This window comes from Desertivirga brevis (assembly GCF_017355835.1).
The window spans coordinates 789,065-814,190 of the sequence record NZ_JAFEWF010000001.1 but is presented as its reverse complement, the minus strand read 5'-3'; the positions used below and the strand labels follow the sequence as shown (position 1 = coordinate 814,190).

The window sequence follows — 25,126 nt, the reverse complement described above, 5'->3', positions numbered from 1 at the left end:
GTAGGGGAGAGGGTTAGATTTGATGGCTAAATATTAACTTTGAGTAGAGCTCTTCGACTACTATTCTATGATCATTTGCAAAAGTAATAGCCCCTGAAATAGCCACTCCAAATACGCCGGTATCCATGATAGAACTTATATCTTCCAATTCTATTCCTCCAATGGCAATAATGGGAATGTTGAGATTATTCTCACGCATCTTTGTTAAGATATTTCTATATCCTTCGGTGCCTAGTATGGGACTTAATTTATCTTTAGTTTTTGTAAATCTGAAGGGGCCTAATCCTACATAATTCGCACCTTCATTAACTCTTTGAACTACATCTTCAAACGTATTTGCTGTTCCTCCAATGATCATTTCCGAACCCAATATTTCCCTTGCATTTGACACTGGCATATCCAATAAACCGAGGTGGACACCCGCAGCTTTAACTTCTTTAGCGATGTTAGGAAAATCGTTAATAATAAGCTTTGCATTGTAATGATCACAAAGCTCTTTTGCATCTTTAGCATAGCTTTTTACAACATCTTCTGGTTGATTTTTAACACGTAGTTGAATCCACTTACATCCGCCGTCCAATGCTTTCTTAATGGCTTCTAAATGTGTTATGCTCTCTTGTTGCTGGGATATATAATGTAGTCTGCTAATCATAAATTATGGTAACCTAATAGGGTTGAATTACTGTTTAAAAAAGTCTCTGTGTAGGCCTTGGCAAGTCTGCATGCCTCGAGTAGGGAATAGCCTTGTGCTAGGCGTGCTGTAATTGCAGAGGATAAAACACAGCCTGACCCGTGCTTCTGATGAATTTCCCTTACCCCCGATGGTATCTCCTGGGCGAGTTGGTGCTCATAAATTACATCTATTCCCGGTAGTTCAGGGTTGTGGCCTCCTTTTAGCAAAACATTCGCGTATTTTATCAAGTCCTCTTCAAGTACTCTATTTAGATTTCCTAACTCATTGAAATTAGGGGTAATAAGAAATATATGATCAAGTATATCTTTAAGTAATTTACTATCCCATTGCTCATGAAAGCTAAAGCCTGCCGAAGCCTTTAAAACAGGGTCCCAAACGAGTTTTACGTCTGAATTTGCTCTTTTTATATAAATAATTACTTCGCTCAGGAGCGGTAAATCCCTGATAATCCCTATTTTAACTGTTGAAATTGTGAATTTGTTAAAAAGAGGAGCCAATTGCGTGATTACACCTTTTGCATCTACCCACTCAATGCTTAGAAACTCACTGTCATTTTGGCAAGTCAGAGCCGAGCAAGCACCAAAACCAACAACCTTATGTTGCTCAAAAGTTTTAATATCAGCCAAAAGTCCTGCCCCTCCGCTCGGGTCCAGGCCTGCTATACTTAATACAACCGGGCGCTTATTCTGCATATTTTTTTAATTTGAGGAAATTTTTGACAGCATCTTCCGGCTTTTTCCATACGTATCCTAGTACAGCTGCACCATCAAAATTCATGTCTTTTAATTGACTAATATTTGATTCTTCGATTCCTCCCAGACCTATTACTTTTGTTCGCTTCCACTCATCCTTAATTTTGAAATTCGCACTGGAGAACCCGTGATAATTACTCTTGGATATGCTGTCAAAAACCGGACTTAAAAAAGCGTATTCAATTTGAGTTGCTATGACTTTTAATTCCTCAACAGAATGTACTGAAGTGCTATATTTATAGGCACTGTTTGAAATTACACCTACTAAGTCAACGCCTAGATCAACTCGTAATTTCTCTTTAAGGTGAAGTCTGTAAATGCCAAGATCAGGAGCTAAATGATGGTGGTCATGAAGCGATATTTTGCTTCTGAAATCTGGGTGAATCTGATTAATAAAGCGTTCCAAATCTTCCGCTGAAGATTTGGGTTTCCTCAGGTGAAAACGTTGTAGTCCTTCCTCAAAAAGTTGGTTTACGATCTTGCTTTCACCCTCGAAAAAATGCTCGCTGCTGACCACCATCAATTTCATACTTTAAAAGTAGATTTCGCTGCCTTTCTGAACAAACTCCTTCGCCTTCTCTTCCATCCCTTTTTGCAATACGTCCTCTTCATTTGCGCCCGTTTCATCCGCGTATTTTCGAACATCCTGAGTGATCTTCATGGAGCAGAAGTTCGGGCCACACATAGAACAGAAATGCGCAACTTTAGCACCTTCTGCTGGAAGTGTTTCATCATGGAATTCGCGTGCTGTATCTGGGTCTAGTGACAAATTAAACTGGTCTTCCCAACGGAATTCAAACCGTGCTTTACTTAGAGCATTATCACGATACTGAGCACCAGGATGGCCTTTTGCAAGGTCTGCAGCATGAGCAGCAATTTTATAAGCGATTACCCCATCTTTAACATCCTTTTTATTTGGAAGACCCAGATGTTCTTTAGGTGTTACATAGCATAACATTGACGTTCCAAACCAGCCTATCATTGCTGCGCCGATGGCAGAAGTTATATGATCGTAACCTGGAGCAATATCTGTTGTAAGGGGACCTAAGGTGTAGAATGGAGCTTCGCTACAATGCTGCAATTGCTTGTCCATATTCTCCTTGATCAGATGCATTGGAATGTGTCCGGGACCTTCAATTATAGTTTGCACGTCGTGTTTCCAGGCTATCTTTGTTAGCTCGCCTAAGGTCTCCAATTCGCCAAACTGAGCAGCGTCATTTGCGTCTGCAATACTTCCCGGACGTAACCCATCGCCTAGTGAAAAAGCAACATCATAAGCTTTCATGATTTCGCAGATCTCTTCAAAATGAGTATACAGGAAATTCTCCTTATGGTGAGCCAAACACCACTTCGCCATGATAGATCCGCCTCTCGAAACGATACCCGTTAAGCGTTTAGCTGTTAGCGGAACATAACGTAGTAATACTCCGGCATGGATAGTAAAATAGTCTACGCCCTGCTCGGCTTGTTCGATAAGTGTATCCCTGAAAAGCTCCCAGGTTAAGTCTTCGGCTTTACCATTTACCTTTTCCAAAGCCTGGTAAATAGGAACTGTTCCAATAGGCACTGGCGAGTTACGAATGATCCATTCGCGGGTTTCATGAATGTTTTTTCCTGTTGAAAGGTCCATTATCGTATCGGCTCCCCAACGGCAAGCCCAAACTGCTTTTTCGACTTCTTCCTCAATGGTTGAGGTTACTGCAGAGTTACCAATATTAGCGTTGATCTTAACGAGGAAATTTCGGCCTATTATCATCGGCTCCAATTCCGGGTGATTGATATTTGAAGGAATTACAGCTCTCCCTAATGCTACTTCCTGCCTTACAAATTCGGGGGTAATATATTTTAAAGGAGTGTTTGCTCCGAAGCTCTGACCTGCGTGTTGTTTGGCAAGACTATCATAAGAACCATTCAACTGTTCTTTAAGTAAATCAATGCGCTGGTTCTCGCGGATCGCGATGTATTCCATCTCCGGAGTAATGATACCTTTCTTTGCATAATGCATCTGGGAAACATTCGCTCCGCTTTTTGCTCTCAAAGGTTTACTGTTATGTTCAAACCTTAAAGAGTCAAGACTTGAATCGTCTAAACGCTGTTTGCCGTAGGCAGATGAAATAGAGGGCAACTGTTCTACATCGTTCCTGTCAAGGATCCATTGCTGGCGAAGTTTCGGTAGTCCCTTTCTAACGTCAATTTCCATGTTAGGATCTGTATAAGGTCCGCTGGTGTCATAAACCGTAACTGGCGCATTGGCTTCCGTTTCACCTAGCTTTCCATACAGCTTGGTATCAGTTAAACTGATTTCACGCATTGCTACGGTAATGTCATGTAGCTCCCCTTTTACGTAAATCTTCCTTGAACCTGGAAAGGGTTCGCGGGTGATGGTTTGTTGAGAAGGAATTTTTTCTGTTTTCATAATCTGTGGTTGTTTAAACCTGGTTGGGATTTATAGAAATTTGTAGTTTTTCTGGTGTTATAGAGTTTCCTTGAGGGAATAGAACTATCCTCCCTGTGTTGCCCGGATAAGCATCACCTTGTCATTAGAATGAAGTTTATGATTAGCCCATGCAGATCTAGGAATGATCTGCTGATTGATTGCAACTGCAATTCCTTTATCTGCCTCAGGCATCAGGAAAGCAAGTAATTCTTTAACAGAGTAATTATCAGGGATACTTTGAGGTTGTTGATTGATAATGATTTCCATTCCTGTTTTTGTTGGGGCGCTCAGGAATGTCCTACAGAATAGGTCATAGCATGGCCATCGTGATGGCCTCACTTTTCCCTTCGGCAGTACTAACTGCATCAGGTTCAAAGGGTATAATCTCAGTCCTTTTTCGGACACCCCTAAAGCACGATACAAACTTAGGGAAAATTTTTCCGTATATGCAAATGAAATTTGGAGAGAGTATGAAGTAATGAAATTCAGGAGTTAAAGTTTCTGTTGAAAGAAAAATTTTATCGTTTTACCACAAACATCTACCACAATTTGTGGAATTTTTCCATACTTCAATTTCGGCCATGTTGTTAAATCTTAAGTCTTTACCTATAAATTGTATAAAAAACATTTATCCCTAAGTTCTGGCATTGTTTTGTTGTAAATGATGCCGAGTGTTTATATAGTGTTTAAATTTTTCTGCGCCTTGCAGAACCAAAGTGTAAGTGACCTATGAGAAAATTCTATTGGACGGCATTGTTATATGCTTTTGTCTTTACTACCTCCTGCAAAAAAGAAGAGCAGGAAGAGCTTATTGTTGAGGAAAAACTAAGCATCAGGGATAAGCTAAGTGCCTCAACAGCAAGTGGTGGCAACTCCTCTTTACCAGCTATAGGCCTGGTAGGCGATGGTAAAACTGATAACAGATCAACATTACAAAATCTGATCAATGATGCTGCCTCAAAACAAAAAACTTTAGTACTTCCAGCTGGAAAATTCCTAGTGACAGATGAGATCATTCTACCTTCAAATACCTCTTTACAAGGTCAGGGTATCCAAACTGAAATTATCCTTTCTGCCGGTTCAGTCTCAGGTAGAAATGTGTTACGGGTACCTACACGTACATCCAATGTAAGTATAAAGAATCTGAAAATAGATGCAAATCAGGACGCTAATACGGGAAGCCGTCTTGTTGCATTTTTTGTTACTGATAATACCACTAATGTTTCAGCGGAAGAGGTAAGCTTTGCTGGTGGCAAAGATGGCGGTTCTGTTCAGGTAAAGGGTTTAAACGATTATCCCGTTAAAGACCTTAGATTTGTTAAATGTACATTCCTGCATGCAGGCCGCACACTACTTGAGCTTAGGGGTACCAGAAATACAACGATCTCCAACTGCGTTTTCCAGAACTGGGGATCGCAATCTAGTGCAAGTCCCGCATTACAGCTGCAAAGTCAGGACAATACTGAAACAACTATTACCAATAATGTATTTAGTAATAGTATGGGAACCCAGTATGCTATCGAATCTACTGCATCAACTACCAAGAATACAAAAATAGAAAACAACATCTTTAATGATGCCAAGCATATTGGAGGAAACGGAATCGGTGGAACATTTAGTTTTACTACCATCGTTCGCAATAAATTTGGCGGCGGTGACGGAAAGAAGTTTTCAGGCTTGGATATTAAAGGAAATAACAACAATACCAATCCAAATGATTTTTCAAGTAATGCTTTCCCTGTATCAGATGTTATTTCTGCACCGGTAGAAACTCCTGCTAAACCAAGCCCATCTACTCCGGTGGTTACTACACCTATTCCTTCACTCCCTACTGGACCAACAGCGCCATCAACATCTGCACCTAATGCAAGTGGCCTTAAAGGAGATGGAGTAACAGATAACAGAAATCAGCTTCAAAGTCTTGTTAATTCTTACGCCTCCCGGAATCAGGCACTTGTGCTTCCTGCCGGAAGATTTGTGATTTCCAATGAGATTATTCTTCCATCTAACCTTACTATCGAAGGAGCGGGAGGTGCTACAGAAATTATTCTTAGTGCAGGAGGCGGTTCAAATCGCAAAGTGTTTAGAATTCCTACAAGAATGAGTAACATTAAGATTAAGAACCTTACATTGAACGCTAATTTTGCGGCAAACACGGGTGCCCACCTGGTCTCATTCTATGTAACCGACAACACAAGAAACGTTTCAGCTGAAAATGTAACTTTCTCTGGCGGACGTGATGGAGGAGTGGTTCAGGCAAAGGGCCTTAATGCCTACCCAATAGTTAATTTAAGTTTTGTTAATTGTCGCTTTACCGACGGTGGTCGCACCTCATTGGAGCTTAGAGGAACAAAGGACGCAGTGGTATCGAACTGTGACTTTACCCGCTGGGGACTTGTAAATCCTAACTCTCCATCCCTGCAATTACAAAGCCAGGAAAATTTCAATACCCGCATTATCGGTAATACCTTTGAAAACACGCATGGTAAGCAATTTGCAATTGAATGTGCAGCTGCATATGTAACTAACTCTAAAATTGCAGATAATAAGCTTAACGATCCGAAAGGATTAGGAGGAAACGGAATCTCCGGATATTATAAAGGAACAGTATTCAGCGGGAACGTTATGAATGGAGGAAACGGAAACCATCGTAGCGGGTATGAAGTTTTCGGTTCAAATAATACAATAACCGGCAATACTATCCATGCAGGTTGCATCGCAATATCTCCTGGCTTCACAGAAGACGGTACTGGTGTTGTAATTAGCAATAATGTAATCAAAACTAAGAATCCGAATGTTGGAGGAGTACAACTTGGAGGGGGTAAATACAACCTGAATAATATCAGGATAGTGAAAAACACTATTGATACAAGAGCTTCTTCAGGTAACTCTTCAGCCATCGTTCTGGGTACATACAATGCCACTCGTGCGGTTTCTGATATCACTATCGAAGAGAATACCATATATACGAATGCTCATTGTATCCGTGTACAAGCTTCCCCAGGTAGCAGAAATGTTTATGTATACCGTAATCACTTTAAAGCTGGATATACATGGCTAGGTGTGATTACAAATACGGTTAGCAATATTGTATCAGAGGGGAACATTAACGAACTAAAGAATAAGTCGGCTTCTTATAGTTCAAGATAGTCAAATCAGATATAGTTAAATAAAACGCCGGTGGAGGGAAATCTTCATCGGCGTTTCTATTTGGGATACTCAATGTTTTACTCACAGTACTTGCGTTCTCGTTGAAATAACCAATCTTTGCTACATGAATGCCCAATCATTACAGGAGTTGGTTACCACTAAAATGCCATATGGCAAATACAAAGGAATAATTCTTTGCAATTTACCTGAGCCATATCTCGTTTGGTACCATTCGAAAGGCTTTCCCGATGGTAAGCTGGGAATGCTGCTCCATACCATGTACGAAATCAAGTTGAATGGTCTGGAGTATTTACTAACTCCTTTGAAGAAGGCATAGATATTAAGCCTTACTTTTTCTTCCCCGAATTCACTGGTTTCTTCTGATCCGGGGCTACTGGTTTAGCTGGAGTAGCCGGCGCTGCTGGTTGAATTTTTTCCATTTCTGCCTTAATCCTTGTTTGCATTTCAGGCATATACTTCTGCATCATCAGTGTCATTATTTCCTTCTGAATATCAGGTAATAACTTAATCATCTTCTGTCCTGCAGGAGTTTTGTAAAAGGCTGTAAATTCCTGGATCTCCTGATCGGTAAAATTACGATCATAAATGTCTACCATATCCTCATTGATCATTCTTTTGCAAATGTCTTTAGCTATGGTCATCACGGCTGCAAACCCTTTAGCTGAATTTTCTCTGATCACAGGATCAGTGGTTTGTGCTTCCATGCGTTGTCTTATGGTCGGTAGGATAGCATTAAACGTTTTCTCCATTAGTGAATCGGTTTGCATCAAATGGAAAAGTTCTTTGATGGATTCTTTTTTATTTTGCGCGAAACTGTTGGAAAATGAAATTGCGATAAAGGCAATGGATAAAATTGTTCTTTTTAACATGATCAGGTTTTTATTTACTCAAAGGTAATTATAGATTAACAATTTGTATGAGTTTTCCTCAACTGCTCCATAATTTTCTGAATTCTTAGTTTTTCTATACTTTCGGGGATGCAGTCTATAAAAAACGACAAGAAAGTGGTCCGTTCCTGGGCGATGTTCGACTGGGCTAACTCGGCCTATAACCTAGTGATCACTTCAACAATTTTTCCAGCTTACTATACTATCATTACAACAACAAAAGAGAATGGGGATAAAGTAGATTTTTTTGGGTTTAAGTTTGTGAATACTGCGCTTGCAAGCTATTCTCTTGCTGTTGCTTATCTGATCATGGCGGCCTTACTGCCTCTGCTATCATCTACTGCCGATTACCGGGGGAATAAAAAGTCGTTTATGAAAGCCTTTACATACCTTGGCTCATTAGCTTGTATGGGGCTGTTTTTCTTTCGCACTAACCCCATTACGCGTAATTTTGATCCTGGTGTTTTAGAACTTGGTATCATTTGTTCGGCTGTAGCCGCCATGGGTTATATTGGCGGTGTAATGTTCAGTAACTCCTACCTGCCCGAAATTGCATCGGTTGATCAGCAAGACAAAGTGAGTGCCCAAGGTTTCGCCTACGGTTATATCGGAAGTGTGCTTCTCCAGATAATTTGTTTTGTATTTGTGCTAAAACCTGAACTGTTTGGCATCACCGATGGATCTTTTCCAGCGCGACTATCTTTCCTGTTAGTTGGTTTATGGTGGATAGGCTTTGCGCAGATCCCATTCAATGTTCTGCCAAAAGGAAATTCTAAAGCCAGGGAAAATCATAAGCGATCTGTTGGCAGTGGTTACCAGGAGCTTCAGAATGTCTGGAGGCAGTTGAAGCAGATAGAAGTTTTAAAGCAATTCCTGTATGCCTTCTTTTTCTATTCAATAGGGGTGCAGACGATCATGTTGGTAGCTGCTAGCTTTGGTGAGAAAGTTCTGCATCTGGGCACCTCCAAGCTCATCGCAACGATCCTTATCATTCAATTAGTTGCCATCCTTGGAGCGTTTGTAATGTCACGTTTATCAAAGATAGTAGGAAATACAAAGGTGTTGATGCTGGTTGTTTTTGTATGGATTGGAGTATGCTTCGCTGCTTATTTCATCGCTAATGAGTATCAGTTCTATATCCTGGCAGCAATAGTGGGATTGATTATGGGAGGTATCCAGTCCCTGTCCAGATCAACCTATTCAAAATTTCTTCCTGAGAACACTACAGACACAGCTTCTTTCTTCAGCTTCTACGATGTTACGGAAAAGGTAGCTATAGTAATAGGATTGGCGACTTTTGCCTTTATAGAAGAGCAATCGGATAATATCAGATATTCAGCATTAGGACTAAGTATTTTCTTTTTCATAGGCCTGATCCTGTTGTTTGTATTGCAGAAATACGAAACAAAAGAAATTAAATAAGATTATGCTCTTTTAGCATATGCTTATACCTTTGGAACTTGTATGACAGTTGAATTATTCGTCCCTTGTTTTGTAGATCAGATATATCCGGAAACTGCTTTTAATACTGTAAAGATCCTTGAAAAGGCAGGCTGCAAAGTAAAGTATAATGGGCAACAAACCTGTTGCGGTCAGCCTGCGTTCAATGCCGGATTCTGGGACGAAGCCAAAGCTGTTGGTAATAAGTTCCTTGATGACTTCTCGGAGAATAACTATATCGTAGCTCCTTCGGCTTCATGCACCGGTATGGTCAAAAATTACTATAATGATCTGTTCACAAATACCGCCGTGCACAATAAGTGCAGGAATATTCAAAGCAATATCTATGAGCTCTCTGATTTCCTTGTTAATGTGCTGAAAAAAGACTACTTCGGTGCTGAACTTGAAGGCCGGGCAGTTTACCACGACTCTTGTTCGGGACTGCGGGAGTGTAAGATCAAAGAAGAGCCGAGGCAGCTATTGTCCAAAGTGCACGGGCTGGATCTGGTAGAAATGAAGGACACTGACACTTGCTGTGGCTTCGGAGGAACTTTCGCTGTCAAGTTCAACGCTATCTCCAGTGCAATGGCCCAGCAAAAAGTAGATCATGCACTTGCCATGGATGCAGAATATATTATTTCAACTGATGCCTCATGTTTACTTCACCTTAAAGGGTATATCGATAAGAATAATATTCCCTTAAAGACATTGCATATTGCCGATGTGCTGGCGATGGGTTGGGGTAATGTGTAGCTTTAATTTCTAACCCTGTTACCTTCTTACGCTTTTTTACGTATAGTCGTTATCAAGTAAACAGGTATGAAACTACTCCATAGAAATTTCCTTTTATTAATCTTTTTAGCGCTGCTTACGACTTCTTTTTCCTGTAAGGTGGAAGGGATAGGATCCGATAAAATGGATACAATGCGTGAGAACAGATGGAAATGGATCAAAAGTGCCATCTTTGATTATGAGGTTGACGAAAGCCTGAATTGTTTTTGTGTGATTGCAGGAAAGCATCATTTGGTGGTTGTGGATGATCATGTCGTTTCTGCTACAAACAGCCAGGGAGAGGCAGTAGCAAATCCTGCCCAGCATTTCAAGACAATCGATCAGTTGTTCAAATTTATTGAAGAGTCGCTCAAGAAAAATCCTGCAAGGGCTGATATCACCTACGACAGCACCTATGGATATCCAAAATCTATATATATAGATTTCGACGAGCGCATGGCTGATGAAGAGATGGGATACGAACTTTCAAACTTCGAAAAGAAATAGTCTTTCGAAAGGCAGCTAAATAAGGAAGGAGGACAGAGCCTCTTTCCTTATTATAGAAATCCTAGTTCCAGCTTCGCTTCCTCACTCATCATTTCCCGGTCCCAGGGCGGGTCAAATGTTATTTCTACTCTTACCTCATTAACTCCGGATATTTCCGACACTTTCGCCTGAACATCTCTTAGTATCTGATCTGCCGCTGGGCATCCAGGCGCCGTTAAGGTCATTACCACTTTAACAATGCCCGGGGTATCAGTGTACAGCTCATAAGCAAGGCCGAGTTCGTATATATCAACAGGAATTTCAGGATCAAACACTTCCTTTAGTTTGTCAATTACCTGGTCTTTAATGCCTAATTTATCACTTATTATCATTGCTGTAACTTATTTGCTGAGCTTAACGCCAGAGCGTATAATTTAATCTGTTTTACCATGGCAAGCAAGCCGTTTGAGCGGGTGGGAGAGAGGTGTTCTTTAAGTCCTATTTTATCAATGAAGTAGAGTTCTGCTTTTTGAATTTCTTCTGGCGTATATCCCGAAAGTACCCTCACAATAAGGCTTACCAGCCCTTTGGAAATGATCGCATCGCTATCGGCTTGAAAATACAGTTTTGCGTCTTTGTATTCAGGGTATAGCCAAACCTTCGACTGGCAACCTTTGATAATATATTTATCCTGTTTGAGTTCCTCTGGCATTTCCGGCAAATCTTTCGCCTCCCCTATGATGTGTTCGTATTTATCCATCCAGTCGCTTAGAAACTCAAATTCCTCAATTAATTCGTCCTGTTTTTCGTTGATCGTCATTGTTTGTTTTTAATACCTCTGCTTGTTAAATTAGCATGTTCACTACCCTTTTAAGCCCATCTACAAACCTGTCAATATCTGATGTTGAATTGTAAAGTGCAAAGGAGGCTCGTACAGTGCCTGGTATGCAGAAGAAATCCATGACTGGTTGTGTACAGTGGTGACCTGTGCGAACTGCTATTCCCATTTTGTCTAGCAGTACTCCAATATCGTAAGGGTGAGCCCCTGTAACCGAAAGCGACAACGATCCTGTTTTAGCTTTCGCCTGTCCGACAATATTCACTCCCGTGATCCCCTGAACGGCGGAGGTAGCATAAGTCATCAAGCCCTGTTCGAAAGCCGCAATTTCATCAAGTCCTACTTCATTGATGAAATCGATCGCCGATTTTAGATTAATAGCTCCTTCTATATGCGGTGTCCCGGCTTCATACTTAAATGGTAGCTCATTGTATTCTGTTTTTACAAAGGTAACCGTCTTGATCATGTCACCACCTCCCTGATAAGGAGGAAGCTTTTCCAACCATTCTTCTTTCCCATACAGTATCCCTATCCCAGTTGGCCCGTACATCTTATGTCCGGAGAAAACCAGGAAGTCGCAATCCAGGTCCTGGACATTAATGCTCAGATGCTGAACAGCTTGTGCTGCATCAATTAAAACGACACTTCCGTTTTGATGAGCCAATTCGATGATCTCTTTTACAGGATTTATAGTACCTAAGGTGTTTGACACATAGCTCACGGCAACAATTTTTACAGTGTCGTCTAACAGGGCTTTATAATCATCCATCAGAAGCTCACCGTCCTCATTCATCGGTATAACTTTCAATCTCGCCCCAGTCTTATCACAAAGCATCTGCCAAGGGACAATGTTGGAATGATGCTCGAAGGATGAAATAATGATAGAATCCTTATCACTAATGCCATAGCGACTAAAGCAGTCGGCCACCAGGTTTATACCCTCTGTGGTACCTTTGGTAAAGATCACTTCACGGGAGCTTTTTGCGTTAATGAAAGCAGCTACAGTATTGCGGCTTGTCTCATAGGCATCAGTAGCTTTTTGACTAAGGTAGTGGACACCACGGTGGATATTACTATTGATCGTAGTGTAATAATCCTGAACAGCATTAATCACCCTCCAGGGTTTCTGAGTAGTAGCTGCATTATCCAGGTAGATAAGCGGTTTCCCATAAACCATCTGGTTCAACGACGGAAACTGCTCCCTCACCGGATTGCCCTGGTAACTCAGATATTCTTGTATGTCTTCCGATTTCAATTCCATTTCCTTCTTTTAGGTATCAGGCTGTAATTAAGTTGTCTGTCTCCAGCTTGTTCTGAAGAAGTTGTGATACATAGTCCCGAAAAGCAGGGAGGTTGATCTTTGAATGCACTTCAGAAACAAAAGCTTGGATCAGCATCCTTTTTGCAGCTTCCTCGCCAATTCCCCTGGTCCTTAGGTAAAACATTGCATCTTCATCAAACTGCCCCACAGTAGAGCCATGAGAACACTTAACATCATCAGCAAATATTTCCAGCTGCGGCTTGCTGTTGATCGTTGCCTGGTCACTCATGAGGATGTTATTGTTCTTTTGGAAAGCGTTGGTCTTTTGTGCATCTATCTGCACGAAGATCTTTCCATTAAATACACCGTGAGACCTGTCTAGCATGATCCCCTTGTAGAGCTCCATGCTGTTGGAGTTCGGCTTTTGATGGTCTACGATCGTATGGTTATCTACATGTTGATGCCCATTAATAACATAAGAACCCAGTAAATTAGTCTCAGTCCCCGAGTCCCTCAATCTGCAGTTTAAATCATTCCTAATAAAGGCTGCATTTCCAAGGGAAAGATTAGAATTATTGAAAATACTGTTCCTGAACTGTTCCACTTCCCTGTGGTGAACGAGGTGCAGGCTTTCTGAAGCAGAGTTTGCCAAATGTGTATGAAGTACAGCAGAAGGCGCTACAGAAAATTCGCTTACATAACTCACAAAAACAGGCAATTGTGGATCACTATGGAAAGTTTCAATTAAAGTAGATTCAGATAGTTCTTCAGTAAGTACCAGCAGCCGGTAGGCAATAAAAGCCGGACCTGAATTTCCTGTAAAATGGTGACTAATATGAATGGGAGTTTCGATCAGCGTCTTCGCCCGTACGTGCAGCACGTAAACATCCTTAAAAAAGGCAGTGTTTAAGCCCAGCATTGCATTATCATGCTGAACAGCTATTTCTCCAATTTTATTTGTATAAGTTTCGTCGGCAAGGGCGGCTTCAGTACTCAAAAAGCTTACACCTTCAGGAAGCGGATCAGATAATTCTGCGACAATCTTACCATTTATCAGAATTATCTTACAAGCTTCTAGTCCCGGTATCGGTTCATTCACCAAGGGAAAAGTAGCTTGCTGCTCCCGGAACTGATAATCCTCTTTGAAGACCTTATTCAGATTGGTGAATCTCCAGTCCTCATTTTTTATAGATGGAAATCCTTTTAGGTTAAACAATTGGAACGCTTCAGCACGCCTTGCTAACAGGCTTTGCGGCTCGAATGCTCTTTCCTTCAAGTGTTCCCTTTCAAAACTCTCCGCTAGATAATTATATGTATTATTAAAAATTCCTTGCTCCATTTCATTAAATCAAATAGTCAATCAGAAAAGGATAGGGCTTATCCTGTAGTTTCTACTTCACGAAGCCAGTCATACCCTTTTTCTTCCAGTTCCAGGGCAAGTTCTTTTGGCCCTGATTTGATAATTCTACCTTCAAATAGAATATGGACAACATCCGGAACAATATAATCCAATAGGCGTTGATAGTGGGTAATAACCAAAAAGGCATTATCCGGCGACCTTAATTTGTTCACACCTCCTGCAACAATCCTTAAAGCATCAATATCTAAGCCTGAATCTGTTTCGTCAAGAATGGCCAGCTTCGGATTTAACATTGCCAGTTGCAAAATTTCATTACGCTTTTTCTCTCCTCCTGAAAAACCCTCATTCACGGAGCGGTTTACCAATGAAGTATTAAACTCCACCAGTTCCTGTTTTTCTTTGAGCAGCTTCATAAACTCTTTGGCTGTTAAAGCAGGTAGTCCCTTATAAGCCCTTATTTCTTCAAGGGCAGTTTTCAGGAAAGTCATATTAGAAACTCCTGGAATTTCCACAGGGTATTGGAAAGCAAGGAAGAGTCCTTCTCTTGCACGATCTTCAGGATCAAGGTCAAGTAGGTCTTGCCCATCAAACAAAACTTGTCCCCCTGTAACTTCGAAGCCTGGGTTACCAGCCAGGACTGAGGCAAGTGTACTTTTACCAGACCCGTTCGGGCCCATAATTGCATGGACTTCTCCTGGTTTAATTTCCAGGTTTATTCCCTTTAATATTTCTTTATCTTCAACTCTTGCTTGCAGATCTTTGATTTGTAGCATGTATGTCGTTTTAATTATTGTTAACCGTTAACTTTCAAACTTATGTCCTTAACCCACACTTCCATCCAGGGAAATTGCAAGCAACTTCCTGGCTTCAACGGCAAATTCCATTGGTAATTTATTTAGTACTTCGCTCGCATAGCCATTAACGATCAGTGCTACCGCCTTTTCTGTATCGATGCCTCTTTGGTTAAGATAAAATATCTGGTCTTCAGCTATTTTAGATGTAGTTGCCTCATGTTCTACTATAGATGAGCTATTGCGATTTTCAATGTAAGGAAAGGTATGGGCCCCGCAGCGATCACCAATAAGCAGTGAATCGCACTGGGTAAAGTTTCTCGAACCTGAAGAGTTGCCGTGAATACTTACCTGTCCCCGGTAGCTATTCTGGCTGTTCCCAGCTGAAATTCCCTTGGAGATGATCTTGCTTTTAGTGTTTTTTCCAAGGTGGATCATCTTAGTGCCGGTGTCGGCAATCTGTTTATTCCGTGTAAGGGCCACCGAGTAGAACTCGCCAACCGAATTATCCCCCTTAAGTATCACACTAGGGTATTTCCACGTTATGGCCGATCCTGTTTCAACCTGTGTCCATGATATTTTGGCACCTTTACCTTTACAAATACCTCTCTTAGTAACAAAGTTGTACACGCCGCCTTTTCCATCTTTATCCCCAGGGTACCAGTTTTGAACGGTCGAGTATTTTATCTCTGCATTATCCAGTGCAACCAGTTCCACTACCGCTGCGTGTAATTGATTTTCATCCCGCATAGGAGCAGTACACCCTTCAAGGTAGCTTACGTAACTTCCTTCATCAGCTACCAATAAGGTACGTTCAAACTGCCCGGTGTTCTTCGCATTAATACGGAAGTAAGTAGAAAGTTCCATAGGGCATCTTACTCCTTTAGGGATATAAGCGAAAGAACCGTCAGAAAAAACAGCTGCGTTCAGGGCCGCGAAAATGTTATCTCCGGGAGGGACAACGGTTCCAAGGTACTTCCTTACAAGCTCCGGGTGTTCCTGCACGGCTTCACCGAAAGAACAGAAAATAACGCCTTGTTCTGCCAGTTTTTCACGGAAGGTAGTTGCTACAGATACGCTATCAAATACAGCGTCGACAGCAACCCCCGAAAGCAGTTTCTGCTCGTCGAGAGGAATTCCTAGCTTATTGAAAGTATCCAGTAGCTCTGGATCAACCTCATCAAGGCTCTTCAACATTTTCTTTTTGGGAGCCGCATAATAGGAGATTCCCTGGAAGTCAAACTCTGGCATTTCAAAGTTCTGCCATTGAGGCATCTTCATTTGCAGGAAGTGCCGGAACGCTTTAAGTCGCCATTCCAGCAACCATTCTGGCTCATTTTTCTTCGCTGATATGAAGCGGACAGTATCTTCATTCAAGCCTTTCGGGGCTACGTCCATTTCTATTTCAGTAGTAAACCCATATTCGTACTCGTTATCAGCGAGGCTTTCTAACAAGTTATCATCTTTGCTCATGTCGTTCCCTTTTTTAATTAAAGTGTTTGATTCGCAAATTGTTGCATATAAAACGAATGTTTACTCTGCTGCAATCTTTTTAAGCAAATCCCTTCTTTCTAGAATAACTCCAATTTACACAGAATGAACCGCAATAGACGTTCCTTAATTCACGGCAAAGTCTCTTTATTGCAAGGGGAATGTCAAGAGATTAATTCGCCCTATTCCTTTCTTGTTAGGAGAGGGGAATACGGGAGCTTATTTTTGCCCAAGTTAGTTTGTTGCGAGAATGTCAAGAGATATAGGAGTGTGGAAACCTTCCTATTATATCTTTGTCCCATTAACAAAAGGAAGACAACATATGAAACTGTTTACATTTTTGATTTTAACGCTCCTTACGGGCTCTGCCTTTGCGCAGGGGTCTGATTTGCCATACGTTGAGGGATCAGCGAAACTTAAAGGTTACTTGGTTAAGCCAAAGGCAGCGAAAGGTAAGGTGCCGGGAGTAGTTGTATTGCATGCGTGGATGGGATTAACCAATCATGAGAAAGAATCGGCGAACAAGTTGGCGAGCCTGGGGTACATAGCTCTCGCTGCTGACGTTTATGGCAAGAATGAATCTCCTAAGAGCGTTCAGGATGCTGGCAAACTATCAGGCTATTACAAATCAAACAGGGAGGTATACCGTGCACGGGTCAAGGCCGCAATAGATCAGCTAGTCAAAGCGGGAGCGGATCCTGAGAGAATAGCGGTAATAGGATATTGTTTTGGCGGAACAGGGGCATTGGAAGCAGCAAGAGCAAATTTTCCGGTTAAAGGAGTGGTTTCCTTTCACGGTGGTCTGGATAAAGGACCTGGAGAAACACCAGGTATAAAACCTAAAATATTAGTGTTGCATGGAGCTGATGATCCGTATGTCCCAAAAGAACAAATAGACGCTTTCCAAAATGAGATGCGTGCGGCAAAGGCTGATTGGCAAATGGTTTATTACGCTGATGCGGTTCATGCCTTTACTGAACCAGGGGCGGGAACAGATAAGTCTAAAGGAGCTGCTTACAATGAGGCTGCAGCAAGAAGGTCTTGGGAACACATGAAATTATTCTTCGCAGAACTTTTTGCAAAGTAATTACCCATCGCAAAAAACAAAAAATGCTATGCTGAAATCAGGGTTTAAACCTTTTTTTCAGATAGCATTTTTAAATACCAACCAATAATTCTATTAGTCATAGAACTCAGGAATATCTTCTTCTCTTAAATATTTGCTCTCGATTCTCTTACCACAATTCTCGCATTCAAAAAAGTCTTCTTGTATACGTATATTATCATTTAGCACTTGAATGTAGTTCAAAGGACCATTACAGATATTGCATTTAAAATCTGATACGTTTACTCTCTTGCAGCTATGTCCGTTATTCATAATATTTGTTTTTGCTTATACAAATGTAGAGTGAATAGCCCGGCTAAAAATTGATTCAAGTCATAACCCGGCTTGATTGATAGCACTAAGCCAAAAAAAGAGCATAGACGCCTGTGGTAATTTGAAAAAAAGATCATTTAAACTTACGGGATAATCGTAATATCGGCCCATAAAATTTTAATGCATGCTGGTTATAAGAAATTATAAAGAGTTCGAAGAATTTGCGGGAAAAGAATTGGGTGTATCAGAGTGGCATACCATTACACAGGAGCAGATCAATAAGTTCGCTGATGCGACACTTGATCATCAATGGATCCATATTGATGCGGAGAAAGCAAGTGTTGATAGTCCTTTTAAGACTACCATTGCCCATGGATATCTCACAATATCATTGATCCCATACCTTTGGAAACAGATCGCGGATATTCAGAATTTGAAGATGGAGATTAATTATGGGATCGAGGAATTCAGGTTCGGACAAGCCGTGGTTGTGAATAGTGAAGTGAGATTGAGAGCAAAATTAGCACAAATAGTAGACCTTCGGGGAGTTACAAAAGCAACCATAAGGGTAGAGCTGGAGATCAAAGACCAAAAGAAGACGGCCTATACCGGTAATACCGTATTCCTATACCATTTCAATAAGGATTAGTTAACCATAAAAAAGGTCAGACCTGCCTTGTGGCGGGTCTGACCTTTTTTATATTTCTTCAACTAAAGTTCTTTCCTTAGACGGGCAACCGGAATATTCATCGCTTCACGGTATTTGGCAACCGTCCTGCGGGCGATATTGTAACCCTTTTCTTTCAAGATCTCCGCAAGTTTCTCATCCGCTAAAGGATGTCTTTTATCTTCATTGCCAATACATTCCTCAAGGATCTTCTTAACCTCCTTGTTAGACACCTCTTCGCCACTTTCCGTTTGTATTGCTTCTGAGAAGAAAGATTTCAAAAGGAAGGTACCGAACTCTGTTTGAACATACTTAGAGTTGGCCACACGGGAAACTGTAGATATATCCATACCGATCTTATCAGCGATATCTTTTAGGATCATTGGCCTCAGATTACGCTCATCCCCGGTTAGGAAGTAATCGTACTGATAATGCATAATTGCATTCATGGTTTTTAATAGCGTCTGCTGTCGCTGCTTAATCGCATCTATAAACCATTTGGCCGAATCCAGTTTCTGTTTTACAAACTGGACAGCTTCCTTTAGCTTTTTATCTTTTTGAGAAGCCTTGTCGTAGTGCTCGAACATTTCCTGGTAGGAGCGGCTCACCCGAAGTTCCGGCGCGTTTTGTGCATTCAAGGTAAGTACAAGCGTGCCCGAATTATTGCTGATATGGAAATCTGGAATGATCTGAAGATGCTTTGTGCTCACCTCATTCGAGTCGCCTGGCTTCGGATTAAGCTTCAGGATCTCGTTAACAATCTCCTTCAACTCCTCTGGGCTTACATTCAGCACCTTCTCCAGTTTATCGTAATGCTTGCGCGTAAACTCGTCAAGGTAATTCTCTACAATGCGTATCGCTTTTACGATAAGAGGATTATTGATATCTTTTTTACGCAACTGGATCAGTAAACACTCTTTAAGGTCGCGAGCACCAATTCCGGCAGGTTCAAAGCTCTGGATCAACTTGAGCATTTCCTCTACCTCCGGCTCTTCAGCAAAAACGTTTTGAGAGAAGGCAAGATCATCGATCAGGGAAGTAATAGGTCTTCTTAAATAACCATCTTCATCAATGCTGCCGATGATTTGCTGACCGATATGGAAGTCTTTATCTGATAGGGGAACTAGATCAAGCTGCTGTTGCAAACTCTCATAGAAAGTGCTTTGAACGGCAATAGGGATCTCTTTCCGGTCTTCCTCATCATCTCCATTCTGGTCGTATTTAGAACCGTAATCATTAAGGTTGTCGTCCTGCAGGTAATCGTCGATATTGAACTCGTCCATATCGTCCCCCGAGCTTTCTTCATTCTCGTAGTTTGAATCGTCAGGATCTTTGTCTGGATATTGCTCTACAGGCTCGTTCAGGTTGGCCAAACTAAGGTCCTCCAACGCCGGGTTTTCCTCTAATTCTTCTTTTATCCGGGTATCTAATGCAACAGTGGGCACTTGCAGCAGCTTTATAAATTGAATCTGCTGCGGCGATAATTTCTGAAGTAGCTTCTGTTGTAAATTTTGTTTAAGCATATATAGTGCTCCAAAAGTACATATTATCAATTAAAAATAGGGGAAACAGACCTTTACACTGTTAATTGGTAAACTGTTAACATAAAATGCAAAAAAAAGATTTTGTCAATCTTTAATAAAACTGATTTGTTACCCTATCTCTTTTATATTGAAGTATTTAATTTCGATTAGAAAAAGCAATGTTCAAAATATAAGGATCGTACCTTCGCATTTTTCGGTTGTTCCAAAACTTTACAAACTCTAATATGAGGAAAATAAAAAATATATACCCGGCATCTTACTCTCCAATAGCAGATCTGATCACTTATTCTCCGCTTCCAAACAGGAAGATATCTCAGGTTGATCCTTTTCTTTTTCTTAATCATCATGGCCCTCAGGTTTATTCATCAAATAATAACGGCTTACCATTCGGGCCTCACCCGCATAGGGGGATGGAAACAGTAACATTTATTATAGACGGAGATATCATGCATAAAGATAGCAGTGGCCATGAAAGCGTGATTACAGCAGGAGGGGTGCAATGGATGACAGCCGGGTGGGGACTAATCCACGCAGAAGTATCATCAGATCAATTCAAAAGAAATGGAGGAAAGCTTGAGATCATGCAATTATGGATTAATCTTCCTTCATCCCTGAAGATGACCGATCCTTTTTACATGGGTCTGCAAAAGGAAGATATACCGCATCTTAGTCTTGATAATGGTAAGGTGACTATTAAAGCGGTTGCCGGAAACTGGGAAGGTGTACAAGGTGCTTTTAAACCAAAAACAGATATCCAACTCAGTCTTATCTCTTTCGAAGCAGCTGGTGAGCTTACCAATTCAATTCCTGAGAATCATAATATCTTCTTTTATGTTATCAGCGGCAGCCTGAGGGTAAATGGTACAGAGGTTAAGCAATTGCACTTGGTCGAATTTGAAACAGGAGAGACCGGGCTTACAATTGAGGCAGTAGAAGAAAGCATGCTTCTTTTTGGGCACGCTGCTCCATTCAATGAACCTCTTGTTGCCCAGGGTCCCTTTGTTATGAATACCCAGGAAGAGATCATGCAGGCCTATGATGATTATCGTCAGGGAAAGTTCGGCCATTGGCAATTCTAAGAAAATTGTTAAGATATTTAGCTGAAGAGTTCCGGTACTGTTTCTTAAAGCGATCTTTCGTACATTCGAGCCATGTTTACAGGTATTATTGAAACTCTCGGGAATGTGGTTTCCGCGAATTATGATAAAGGGAATTTGCAATTGACTATTGCGTCGTCAATTTCATCTGAATTGAAGATCGATCAGTCTGTTGCTCATAATGGCATTTGCCTTACCGTGGTAGAACTGGGAGAAGGTACCCATACCGTTACTGCGGTAGAAGAAACGCTTGCCAAGACTAACCTCGGTACTATTTCTGAAGGTGATCTGGTTAACCTTGAAAGATGTATGCAAATGAACGGCAGGCTCGACGGCCATATTGTGCAGGGTCATGTAGATCAAACAGCAGAATGTATTGCTCTTAACGAATTGGAAGGAAGTTGGGAGTATACCTTCAAATATGATACATCCAAAGGTAATGTAACAGTTGAAAAAGGATCTATCTGCGTAAACGGTATAAGTTTAACGGTGGTGAACTCTCAGGATGACCGTTTTTCGGTAGCTATCATTCCATATACTTACGAGCACACCAACCTGCAGAAGGTAAAACCTGGAAGCATAGTAAACCTCGAATTTGATATTATTGGCAAGTATGTGGCTAAAATGATGAGACACTAATTAATAATCCTGGCAGAAAAACGATATTTAAATCAGCTACGTTATAGAAGCATGATAAGTACTCTCTTGAGAAGGAGAACAGCCGTATTGCTGATTCTGGTTACCGTAATTCTTGCATTCCTCGTTTTTTTGTTTTTTTTCGTTAAAAAGGAGTTTCTGAAAACGAGAACGGAAGTAACAGAAGACGTTATTATTGAGAAAATAGCAAATATTGGAAAGCTTGAACTGGTAAAGTATACGATGAAGGATGTGATCGAGAAGAAGATCAGCCGGCCAATTTTGCCAGATAAAAGGATACTGTTCGTAGCAGCCGGAGAAGTGACCGGGTGTATTGACCTGACAAAAGTAGTAAAAGAAGACATTACAACTTCCGGAGATTCAGTAACTATTGTCCTCCCAAAACCCGAGATCTGCTATGTTAAGTTAGACCACCAGCGTTCTAAGGTTTATGATCTGAGTGGTGTTTTTATGCCCCAAGACAGGCAGGAGATGATTGAAGATATATATAAGCTGGCAGAGCAACGCATACAGCACAATGCCCGCGAGCAGAATATCCTGGGCAAAACACAAGAGAATGCGCAGTTGATATTTAAACCTCTATTGGAGAACATAGCTGGTAAAAAAGTGATCATCAAGTTTAAATAGGCATTCTTGTAGAAGTCAGGGAACACACATTGTGCTGGTAGTAATTGTTAGAAAGGTCGCTTAGAGCTCCTATTTGCTTTTCGGGGATTTATTGATAATTTGCAGACGGAACAGACACACAATTCTCCTAAGGCTCTTTCTTAGATCAGCAAAACAATGATGAAGATTTTTTATTCAATAGCAGTACTTTCAATGGCTCTGGCAGCAAGCTCATGTAGCTCGGAGGATGCTCCGAAGCAAGCAGCAGCCCCGGCTGTCAATCCAAATAAACTCACAGAACCCTTTCGTTTTCATAAGGCTATAGAGGTTAAGCCAGGATTAACTTTCGATGTGCTTAGCTGGGGAAGAGGTGCAGAGTATGTAGGTGCCTATATGATCCTTCGTTCTGATTCTTCTCGTGCAGAATACAAATCTATTCACGGAGAGCTCGAGGGCGAGATCACCGATGTATGGAATATGGATATGGATTCAGACGGAAATCCCGAGCTGTTTATCCAGGCTAAAGGGCAGGATAAGGACAGTTATCTCAAAATGTATATTTACGAGTTTACGGAAAGTGGCTCCCAGCAACAACTTCGTTTCCCCGATATCACTCCATCTACCAAGAGATCTTACCGTGGTAAAGACTCTGTTTTCGTGAAGGATGGCGAACTGTTCAGGGAGTTCCCGCTATTTGAAGAGGCAGATACTGCGGGCGTTAATCCAACAGGCAAGAAATTATTGCAGTATTCGCTCAGAGGAAATAATTTCAATGTGAAGGAAATTAAGGAAGAGGATAAGAAGGAAGAGAAAAAAGACGATAAGAAAAAGTAATTACTTTCCTTACATAATAACCATTTGTCTCTCGCAAAGACGCGTAGCCGCAAAGAATGCGGAATTGTTTTGCTGTTTTGCGAGAGACAATCTTAATGAGCTTAAACTTTGCGGGTATTACTATCGCCCTCTAGCCATTTTGCTGCAGCCTCCATCTCGTCGAAAAAATGAATATTAATCTCGCCGCTTTTCATTTCAACGCTTTTCAACGCTGATAATTGACTAAAAAGGTCCTTGGATTGTATCCATGCAAAAAACTCAATGCCGGCTTCCTCCATTAAAGGAAACCATACTGTACTTCCCCAATCGGCAGCTTCAGACCAATTGCCCTTTACTTTCGCGTTGTTGTTCAATACCTTCGTTACTCCTGTTGATTTAACAAGGTCGAGCAGGTGCATGCAGCCCTCCTGTACGGTTTGTTTTGTCTGGTACCCAATCCAGTCAGCTTCTAACCAGTTTTTCTCTTTGTTATAGAGTATCTCAAGGTACTCCGTGCGCAAATAAGTTTTATTATCTGTAAAAGTGTTGGTCTTTACTTCCATTTCGTAAGGAAGTAGGAATGAAAATGTTGAACCTTCACCCAATCTGCTATCGAGCCAGAAACTGCCATTGTGTTTCTTGAGTATCTCAGAAGCAATAAATAACCCGAGGCCCAGTCCCTGATATTTGGTTGAGGTATTATCTACCCTGTAAAATCTGTTGAAGATCTTCGAGATATGCTCTTCTGAGATACCAATTCCAAAATCCTTGATGGAGACTATCAAATAGCTATTAGAGATTTCGGCAGAAACCAGCACTTTGTCTGCTTCCGGAGAGTATTTTACCGCGTTCTCTAATAAATTAATCAGCACCTGCTCTAACCTGAAACGATCCCCATTCACCATTACCTGCTCCGGTGCCGAAAGTAAAAACTCATGCTTCTTATGATGCATCTTCAGACTCTTAACTGTGTCTTTTAAAAGGTCCGAAAAGTTAAAAACCTCCAGATTATAAGGGAGCTGACCCGTGTTAATCTTCGAGATATCCAGTAAGTCGTTCACCAGCCTTTGTAGCCTTGTGATATTGTGTTGGGCTTTACTAAGAAACGGTATAACGTTCTCCGGCTTGTCTTTCGCTGTTTTCTCAGCGAGACTAACAAAGCCTTTTATATTGGCCAGAGGGGTTTTTAGCTCGTGACTGGCAATTCCTATAAAATCATCCTTCTGCCGCTCCAGGTTAACCCTGTCAGTAATATCCTTTATGTAAGAAACGATAGCGTTTATTCCAGGCTGATTGAGGAAATTATAGACCTCGCCCTCCATCCATCTTAATTCGCCATCCTTGCGATATGCCTGTATCCTTACAATCCGGTGAGCATTTGGTAATTCCTTTATCTCCTTGAAATTTTGTAAAAAGTATTGCAGATACTCAGGCGTTACCATTTTTTCTATTGGCATGTTCGCGTACTCCTCCTGAGTATAACCGTAAACAGTTTCGACCTTTGGACTTACATAAATGGCCCTATTGTTCGCATCTCGTAATACAAGCAGATCGGCAGCTTTTTCAGTAAGCACTTTAAACCTGTTTTCCACTAAAGAGCTTTTATGTTTTTCCTTCTGAAGAGCATAACTCATCGCAATCACGATTCCATCCTGCAGCAGGAAAACCGCCAGTTGACTATAGTGGTGCGGTAATAAGTTAAAGGAGTATTCGGGAGGCAGAAAATAAAAAACAATCGGGAATAACGAGAGCAGACTAATTAAAATACCCATCATCCAGCCTGAGTAAACTGTAGCAAAAACAATCACAGCCGTATACATCAGAAAAGGGGTAGACTGCCCCAATACTTCAGGGAACTGAAGTTTTACCCAGGTTATGGCCAGCAATAATATTAAAGGAAGAATGATTTTGAAAGTTTTCTGCACGTGCTTCTTATGGATGCGCGGTAAATGTAATCTTTATTCACGTACGATTAAAGCCGGGGA

At 41.2% G+C, this 25,126-nt stretch carries 25 protein-coding genes and 1 riboswitch; of the genes, 11 read left to right on the top strand and 14 right to left on the bottom strand.

From position 1 onward, the window contains the following. Positions 1 to 13 precede the first annotated feature (13 nt). The 5 genes from J4N25_RS03595 to thiS form a co-directional block, all read right to left on the bottom strand. Positions 14 to 652 carry a thiamine phosphate synthase gene (locus J4N25_RS03595; protein ID WP_207420777.1) on the bottom strand — a complete coding sequence of 213 codons (639 nt, stop codon included), beginning with the start codon at positions 650 to 652 and terminating at the stop codon, positions 14 to 16. Then, positions 649 to 1,386, bottom strand: coding sequence for a hydroxymethylpyrimidine/phosphomethylpyrimidine kinase (locus tag J4N25_RS03590; protein ID WP_207420776.1), 738 nt, complete (start codon positions 1,384 to 1,386; stop codon positions 649 to 651). The genes J4N25_RS03595 and J4N25_RS03590 overlap by 4 nt, the downstream gene beginning before the upstream one ends. Further along, on the bottom strand, positions 1,376 to 1,975 hold the full coding sequence (locus J4N25_RS03585) for a thiamine phosphate synthase (RefSeq protein WP_207420775.1): 600 nt from the start codon (positions 1,973 to 1,975) through the stop codon (positions 1,376 to 1,378). The genes J4N25_RS03590 and J4N25_RS03585 overlap by 11 nt, the downstream gene beginning before the upstream one ends. A gap of 3 nt (positions 1,976 to 1,978) precedes the next feature. Continuing rightward, a complete protein-coding gene (gene thiC, locus J4N25_RS03580) occupies positions 1,979 to 3,862 on the bottom strand; it encodes a phosphomethylpyrimidine synthase ThiC (RefSeq protein ID WP_207420774.1) in 1,884 nt (627 codons plus the stop codon). Between the two features lie 84 nt (positions 3,863 to 3,946). Next, a complete protein-coding gene (gene thiS, locus J4N25_RS03575; protein ID WP_207420773.1) occupies positions 3,947 to 4,150 on the bottom strand; it encodes a sulfur carrier protein ThiS in 204 nt (67 codons plus the stop codon). A 58-nt stretch (positions 4,151 to 4,208) separates the two neighbouring features. Further along, a riboswitch (TPP riboswitch) is annotated at positions 4,209 to 4,302 on the bottom strand. A gap of 310 nt (positions 4,303 to 4,612) precedes the next feature. Between thiS and J4N25_RS03570 the strand changes: the two genes are divergently transcribed. After that, positions 4,613 to 7,033, top strand: a complete 2,421-nt coding sequence (locus J4N25_RS03570; RefSeq protein WP_207420772.1) for a glycosyl hydrolase family 28-related protein — start codon at positions 4,613 to 4,615, stop codon at positions 7,031 to 7,033. Between the two features lie 124 nt (positions 7,034 to 7,157). Next, positions 7,158 to 7,370 (top strand): DUF3820 family protein, encoded by a 213-nt coding sequence (locus J4N25_RS03565; RefSeq protein ID WP_207420771.1) that lies wholly within the window; start codon positions 7,158 to 7,160, stop codon positions 7,368 to 7,370. Positions 7,371 to 7,380: 10 nt separating this feature from the next. Here the strand turns inward: J4N25_RS03565 and J4N25_RS03560 are convergent, their stop codons facing one another. Next, entirely contained in the window at positions 7,381 to 7,923 is a 543-nt protein-coding gene (locus J4N25_RS03560) for a DUF2059 domain-containing protein (protein ID WP_207420770.1), read from the bottom strand. A gap of 108 nt (positions 7,924 to 8,031) precedes the next feature. Here J4N25_RS03560 and J4N25_RS03555 point away from each other — a divergent pair, with 108 nt between their 5' ends. From J4N25_RS03555 to J4N25_RS03545, 3 genes are all read left to right on the top strand, one after another. Then, positions 8,032 to 9,363: an MFS transporter gene (locus J4N25_RS03555; protein WP_207420769.1), complete on the top strand. Its 1,332-nt coding sequence runs from the start codon at positions 8,032 to 8,034 to the stop codon at positions 9,361 to 9,363. A 42-nt stretch (positions 9,364 to 9,405) separates the two neighbouring features. Continuing rightward, entirely contained in the window at positions 9,406 to 10,134 is a 729-nt protein-coding gene (locus tag J4N25_RS03550; protein WP_207420768.1) for a (Fe-S)-binding protein, read from the top strand. A 66-nt stretch (positions 10,135 to 10,200) separates the two neighbouring features. Beyond that, positions 10,201 to 10,659, top strand: a complete 459-nt coding sequence (locus J4N25_RS03545; RefSeq protein ID WP_207420767.1) for a DUF6174 domain-containing protein — start codon at positions 10,201 to 10,203, stop codon at positions 10,657 to 10,659. 50 nt (positions 10,660 to 10,709) lie between these two features. Here J4N25_RS03545 and J4N25_RS03540 read toward each other — a convergent pair whose 3' ends face one another. From J4N25_RS03540 to sufB, 6 genes are read right to left on the bottom strand one after another with little or no spacing between them, the layout of a single operon-like run. Further along, positions 10,710 to 11,030, bottom strand: coding sequence for a metal-sulfur cluster assembly factor (locus J4N25_RS03540; protein ID WP_207420766.1), 321 nt, complete (start codon positions 11,028 to 11,030; stop codon positions 10,710 to 10,712). Next, a complete protein-coding gene (locus J4N25_RS03535) occupies positions 11,027 to 11,458 on the bottom strand; it encodes a SufE family protein (RefSeq protein ID WP_207420765.1) in 432 nt (143 codons plus the stop codon). Before J4N25_RS03535 ends, J4N25_RS03540 begins: the two co-directional genes overlap by 4 nt. Positions 11,459 to 11,483: 25 nt before the next feature. Further along, positions 11,484 to 12,737 (bottom strand): aminotransferase class V-fold PLP-dependent enzyme, encoded by a 1,254-nt coding sequence (locus J4N25_RS03530; RefSeq protein ID WP_207420764.1) that lies wholly within the window; start codon positions 12,735 to 12,737, stop codon positions 11,484 to 11,486. 16 nt (positions 12,738 to 12,753) lie between these two features. Next, positions 12,754 to 14,076: a Fe-S cluster assembly protein SufD gene (sufD, locus tag J4N25_RS03525; RefSeq protein ID WP_207420763.1), complete on the bottom strand. Its 1,323-nt coding sequence runs from the start codon at positions 14,074 to 14,076 to the stop codon at positions 12,754 to 12,756. A gap of 38 nt (positions 14,077 to 14,114) precedes the next feature. Then, complete coding sequence (sufC, locus tag J4N25_RS03520; protein WP_207420762.1) at positions 14,115 to 14,870, bottom strand: Fe-S cluster assembly ATPase SufC; 756 nt, start codon at positions 14,868 to 14,870, stop codon at positions 14,115 to 14,117. Positions 14,871 to 14,918: 48 nt separating this feature from the next. Beyond that, positions 14,919 to 16,361 (bottom strand): Fe-S cluster assembly protein SufB, encoded by a 1,443-nt coding sequence (gene sufB, locus J4N25_RS03515; RefSeq protein ID WP_207420761.1) that lies wholly within the window; start codon positions 16,359 to 16,361, stop codon positions 14,919 to 14,921. Between the two features lie 340 nt (positions 16,362 to 16,701). On the opposite strand from sufB, the gene J4N25_RS03510 reads away from it, so the two are divergent. Next, the gene (locus J4N25_RS03510) at positions 16,702 to 17,466 is read left to right on the top strand and encodes a dienelactone hydrolase family protein (RefSeq protein ID WP_207420760.1); all 765 of its coding nucleotides are present in this window, start codon (positions 16,702 to 16,704) and stop codon (positions 17,464 to 17,466) included. Positions 17,467 to 17,941: 475 nt separating this feature from the next. Beyond that, on the top strand, positions 17,942 to 18,406 hold the full coding sequence (locus J4N25_RS03505; RefSeq protein WP_207420759.1) for a MaoC family dehydratase: 465 nt from the start codon (positions 17,942 to 17,944) through the stop codon (positions 18,404 to 18,406). Positions 18,407 to 18,468: 62 nt separating this feature from the next. Here the strand turns inward: J4N25_RS03505 and rpoN are convergent, their stop codons facing one another. Further along, a complete protein-coding gene (gene rpoN / locus J4N25_RS03500) occupies positions 18,469 to 19,947 on the bottom strand; it encodes an RNA polymerase factor sigma-54 (protein ID WP_207420758.1) in 1,479 nt (492 codons plus the stop codon). Positions 19,948 to 20,192: 245 nt separating this feature from the next. Here rpoN and J4N25_RS03495 point away from each other — a divergent pair, with 245 nt between their 5' ends. The 4 genes from J4N25_RS03495 to J4N25_RS03480 all read left to right on the top strand — a co-directional run bounded on the left by J4N25_RS03495 (position 20,193) and on the right by J4N25_RS03480 (position 23,162). Beyond that, the gene (locus J4N25_RS03495; RefSeq protein ID WP_207420757.1) at positions 20,193 to 21,047 is read left to right on the top strand and encodes a pirin family protein; all 855 of its coding nucleotides are present in this window, start codon (positions 20,193 to 20,195) and stop codon (positions 21,045 to 21,047) included. Positions 21,048 to 21,119: 72 nt separating this feature from the next. Continuing rightward, positions 21,120 to 21,704 carry a riboflavin synthase gene (locus tag J4N25_RS03490; protein ID WP_207420756.1) on the top strand — a complete coding sequence of 195 codons (585 nt, stop codon included), beginning with the start codon at positions 21,120 to 21,122 and terminating at the stop codon, positions 21,702 to 21,704. Positions 21,705 to 21,755: 51 nt separating this feature from the next. Then, positions 21,756 to 22,349: a DUF4230 domain-containing protein gene (locus J4N25_RS03485; protein ID WP_207420755.1), complete on the top strand. Its 594-nt coding sequence runs from the start codon at positions 21,756 to 21,758 to the stop codon at positions 22,347 to 22,349. Between the two features lie 156 nt (positions 22,350 to 22,505). After that, entirely contained in the window at positions 22,506 to 23,162 is a 657-nt protein-coding gene (locus tag J4N25_RS03480; protein ID WP_207420754.1) for a hypothetical protein, read from the top strand. A 101-nt stretch (positions 23,163 to 23,263) separates the two neighbouring features. Here J4N25_RS03480 and J4N25_RS27080 read toward each other — a convergent pair whose 3' ends face one another. After that, positions 23,264 to 25,066 carry an ATP-binding protein gene (locus J4N25_RS27080; RefSeq protein ID WP_207420753.1) on the bottom strand — a complete coding sequence of 601 codons (1,803 nt, stop codon included), beginning with the start codon at positions 25,064 to 25,066 and terminating at the stop codon, positions 23,264 to 23,266. Between the last annotated feature and the right edge of the window lie 60 nt (positions 25,067 to 25,126).

Coding starts and splice junctions, on each gene's coding strand:
- J4N25_RS03595 (WP_207420777.1), bottom strand. CDS start 652: ATGATTAGCAGACTACATTATATATCCCAGCAACAAGAGAGCATAACA.
- J4N25_RS03590 (WP_207420776.1), bottom strand. CDS start 1,386: ATGCAGAATAAGCGCCCGGTTGTATTAAGTATAGCAGGCCTGGACCCG.
- J4N25_RS03585 (WP_207420775.1), bottom strand. CDS start 1,975: ATGAAATTGATGGTGGTCAGCAGCGAGCATTTTTTCGAGGGTGAAAGC.
- thiC (WP_207420774.1), bottom strand. CDS start 3,862: ATGAAAACAGAAAAAATTCCTTCTCAACAAACCATCACCCGCGAACCC.
- thiS (WP_207420773.1), bottom strand. CDS start 4,150: ATGGAAATCATTATCAATCAACAACCTCAAAGTATCCCTGATAATTAC.
- J4N25_RS03570 (WP_207420772.1), top strand. CDS start 4,613: ATGAGAAAATTCTATTGGACGGCATTGTTATATGCTTTTGTCTTTACT.
- J4N25_RS03565 (WP_207420771.1), top strand. CDS start 7,158: ATGAATGCCCAATCATTACAGGAGTTGGTTACCACTAAAATGCCATAT.
- J4N25_RS03560 (WP_207420770.1), bottom strand. CDS start 7,923: ATGTTAAAAAGAACAATTTTATCCATTGCCTTTATCGCAATTTCATTT.
- J4N25_RS03555 (WP_207420769.1), top strand. CDS start 8,032: ATGCAGTCTATAAAAAACGACAAGAAAGTGGTCCGTTCCTGGGCGATG.
- J4N25_RS03550 (WP_207420768.1), top strand. CDS start 9,406: ATGACAGTTGAATTATTCGTCCCTTGTTTTGTAGATCAGATATATCCG.
- J4N25_RS03545 (WP_207420767.1), top strand. CDS start 10,201: ATGAAACTACTCCATAGAAATTTCCTTTTATTAATCTTTTTAGCGCTG.
- J4N25_RS03540 (WP_207420766.1), bottom strand. CDS start 11,030: ATGATAATAAGTGATAAATTAGGCATTAAAGACCAGGTAATTGACAAA.
- J4N25_RS03535 (WP_207420765.1), bottom strand. CDS start 11,458: ATGACGATCAACGAAAAACAGGACGAATTAATTGAGGAATTTGAGTTT.
- J4N25_RS03530 (WP_207420764.1), bottom strand. CDS start 12,737: ATGGAATTGAAATCGGAAGACATACAAGAATATCTGAGTTACCAGGGC.
- sufD (WP_207420763.1), bottom strand. CDS start 14,076: ATGGAGCAAGGAATTTTTAATAATACATATAATTATCTAGCGGAGAGT.
- sufC (WP_207420762.1), bottom strand. CDS start 14,870: ATGCTACAAATCAAAGATCTGCAAGCAAGAGTTGAAGATAAAGAAATA.
- sufB (WP_207420761.1), bottom strand. CDS start 16,361: ATGAGCAAAGATGATAACTTGTTAGAAAGCCTCGCTGATAACGAGTAC.
- J4N25_RS03510 (WP_207420760.1), top strand. CDS start 16,702: ATGAAACTGTTTACATTTTTGATTTTAACGCTCCTTACGGGCTCTGCC.
- J4N25_RS03505 (WP_207420759.1), top strand. CDS start 17,942: ATGCTGGTTATAAGAAATTATAAAGAGTTCGAAGAATTTGCGGGAAAA.
- rpoN (WP_207420758.1), bottom strand. CDS start 19,947: ATGCTTAAACAAAATTTACAACAGAAGCTACTTCAGAAATTATCGCCG.
- J4N25_RS03495 (WP_207420757.1), top strand. CDS start 20,193: ATGAGGAAAATAAAAAATATATACCCGGCATCTTACTCTCCAATAGCA.
- J4N25_RS03490 (WP_207420756.1), top strand. CDS start 21,120: ATGTTTACAGGTATTATTGAAACTCTCGGGAATGTGGTTTCCGCGAAT.
- J4N25_RS03485 (WP_207420755.1), top strand. CDS start 21,756: ATGATAAGTACTCTCTTGAGAAGGAGAACAGCCGTATTGCTGATTCTG.
- J4N25_RS03480 (WP_207420754.1), top strand. CDS start 22,506: ATGATGAAGATTTTTTATTCAATAGCAGTACTTTCAATGGCTCTGGCA.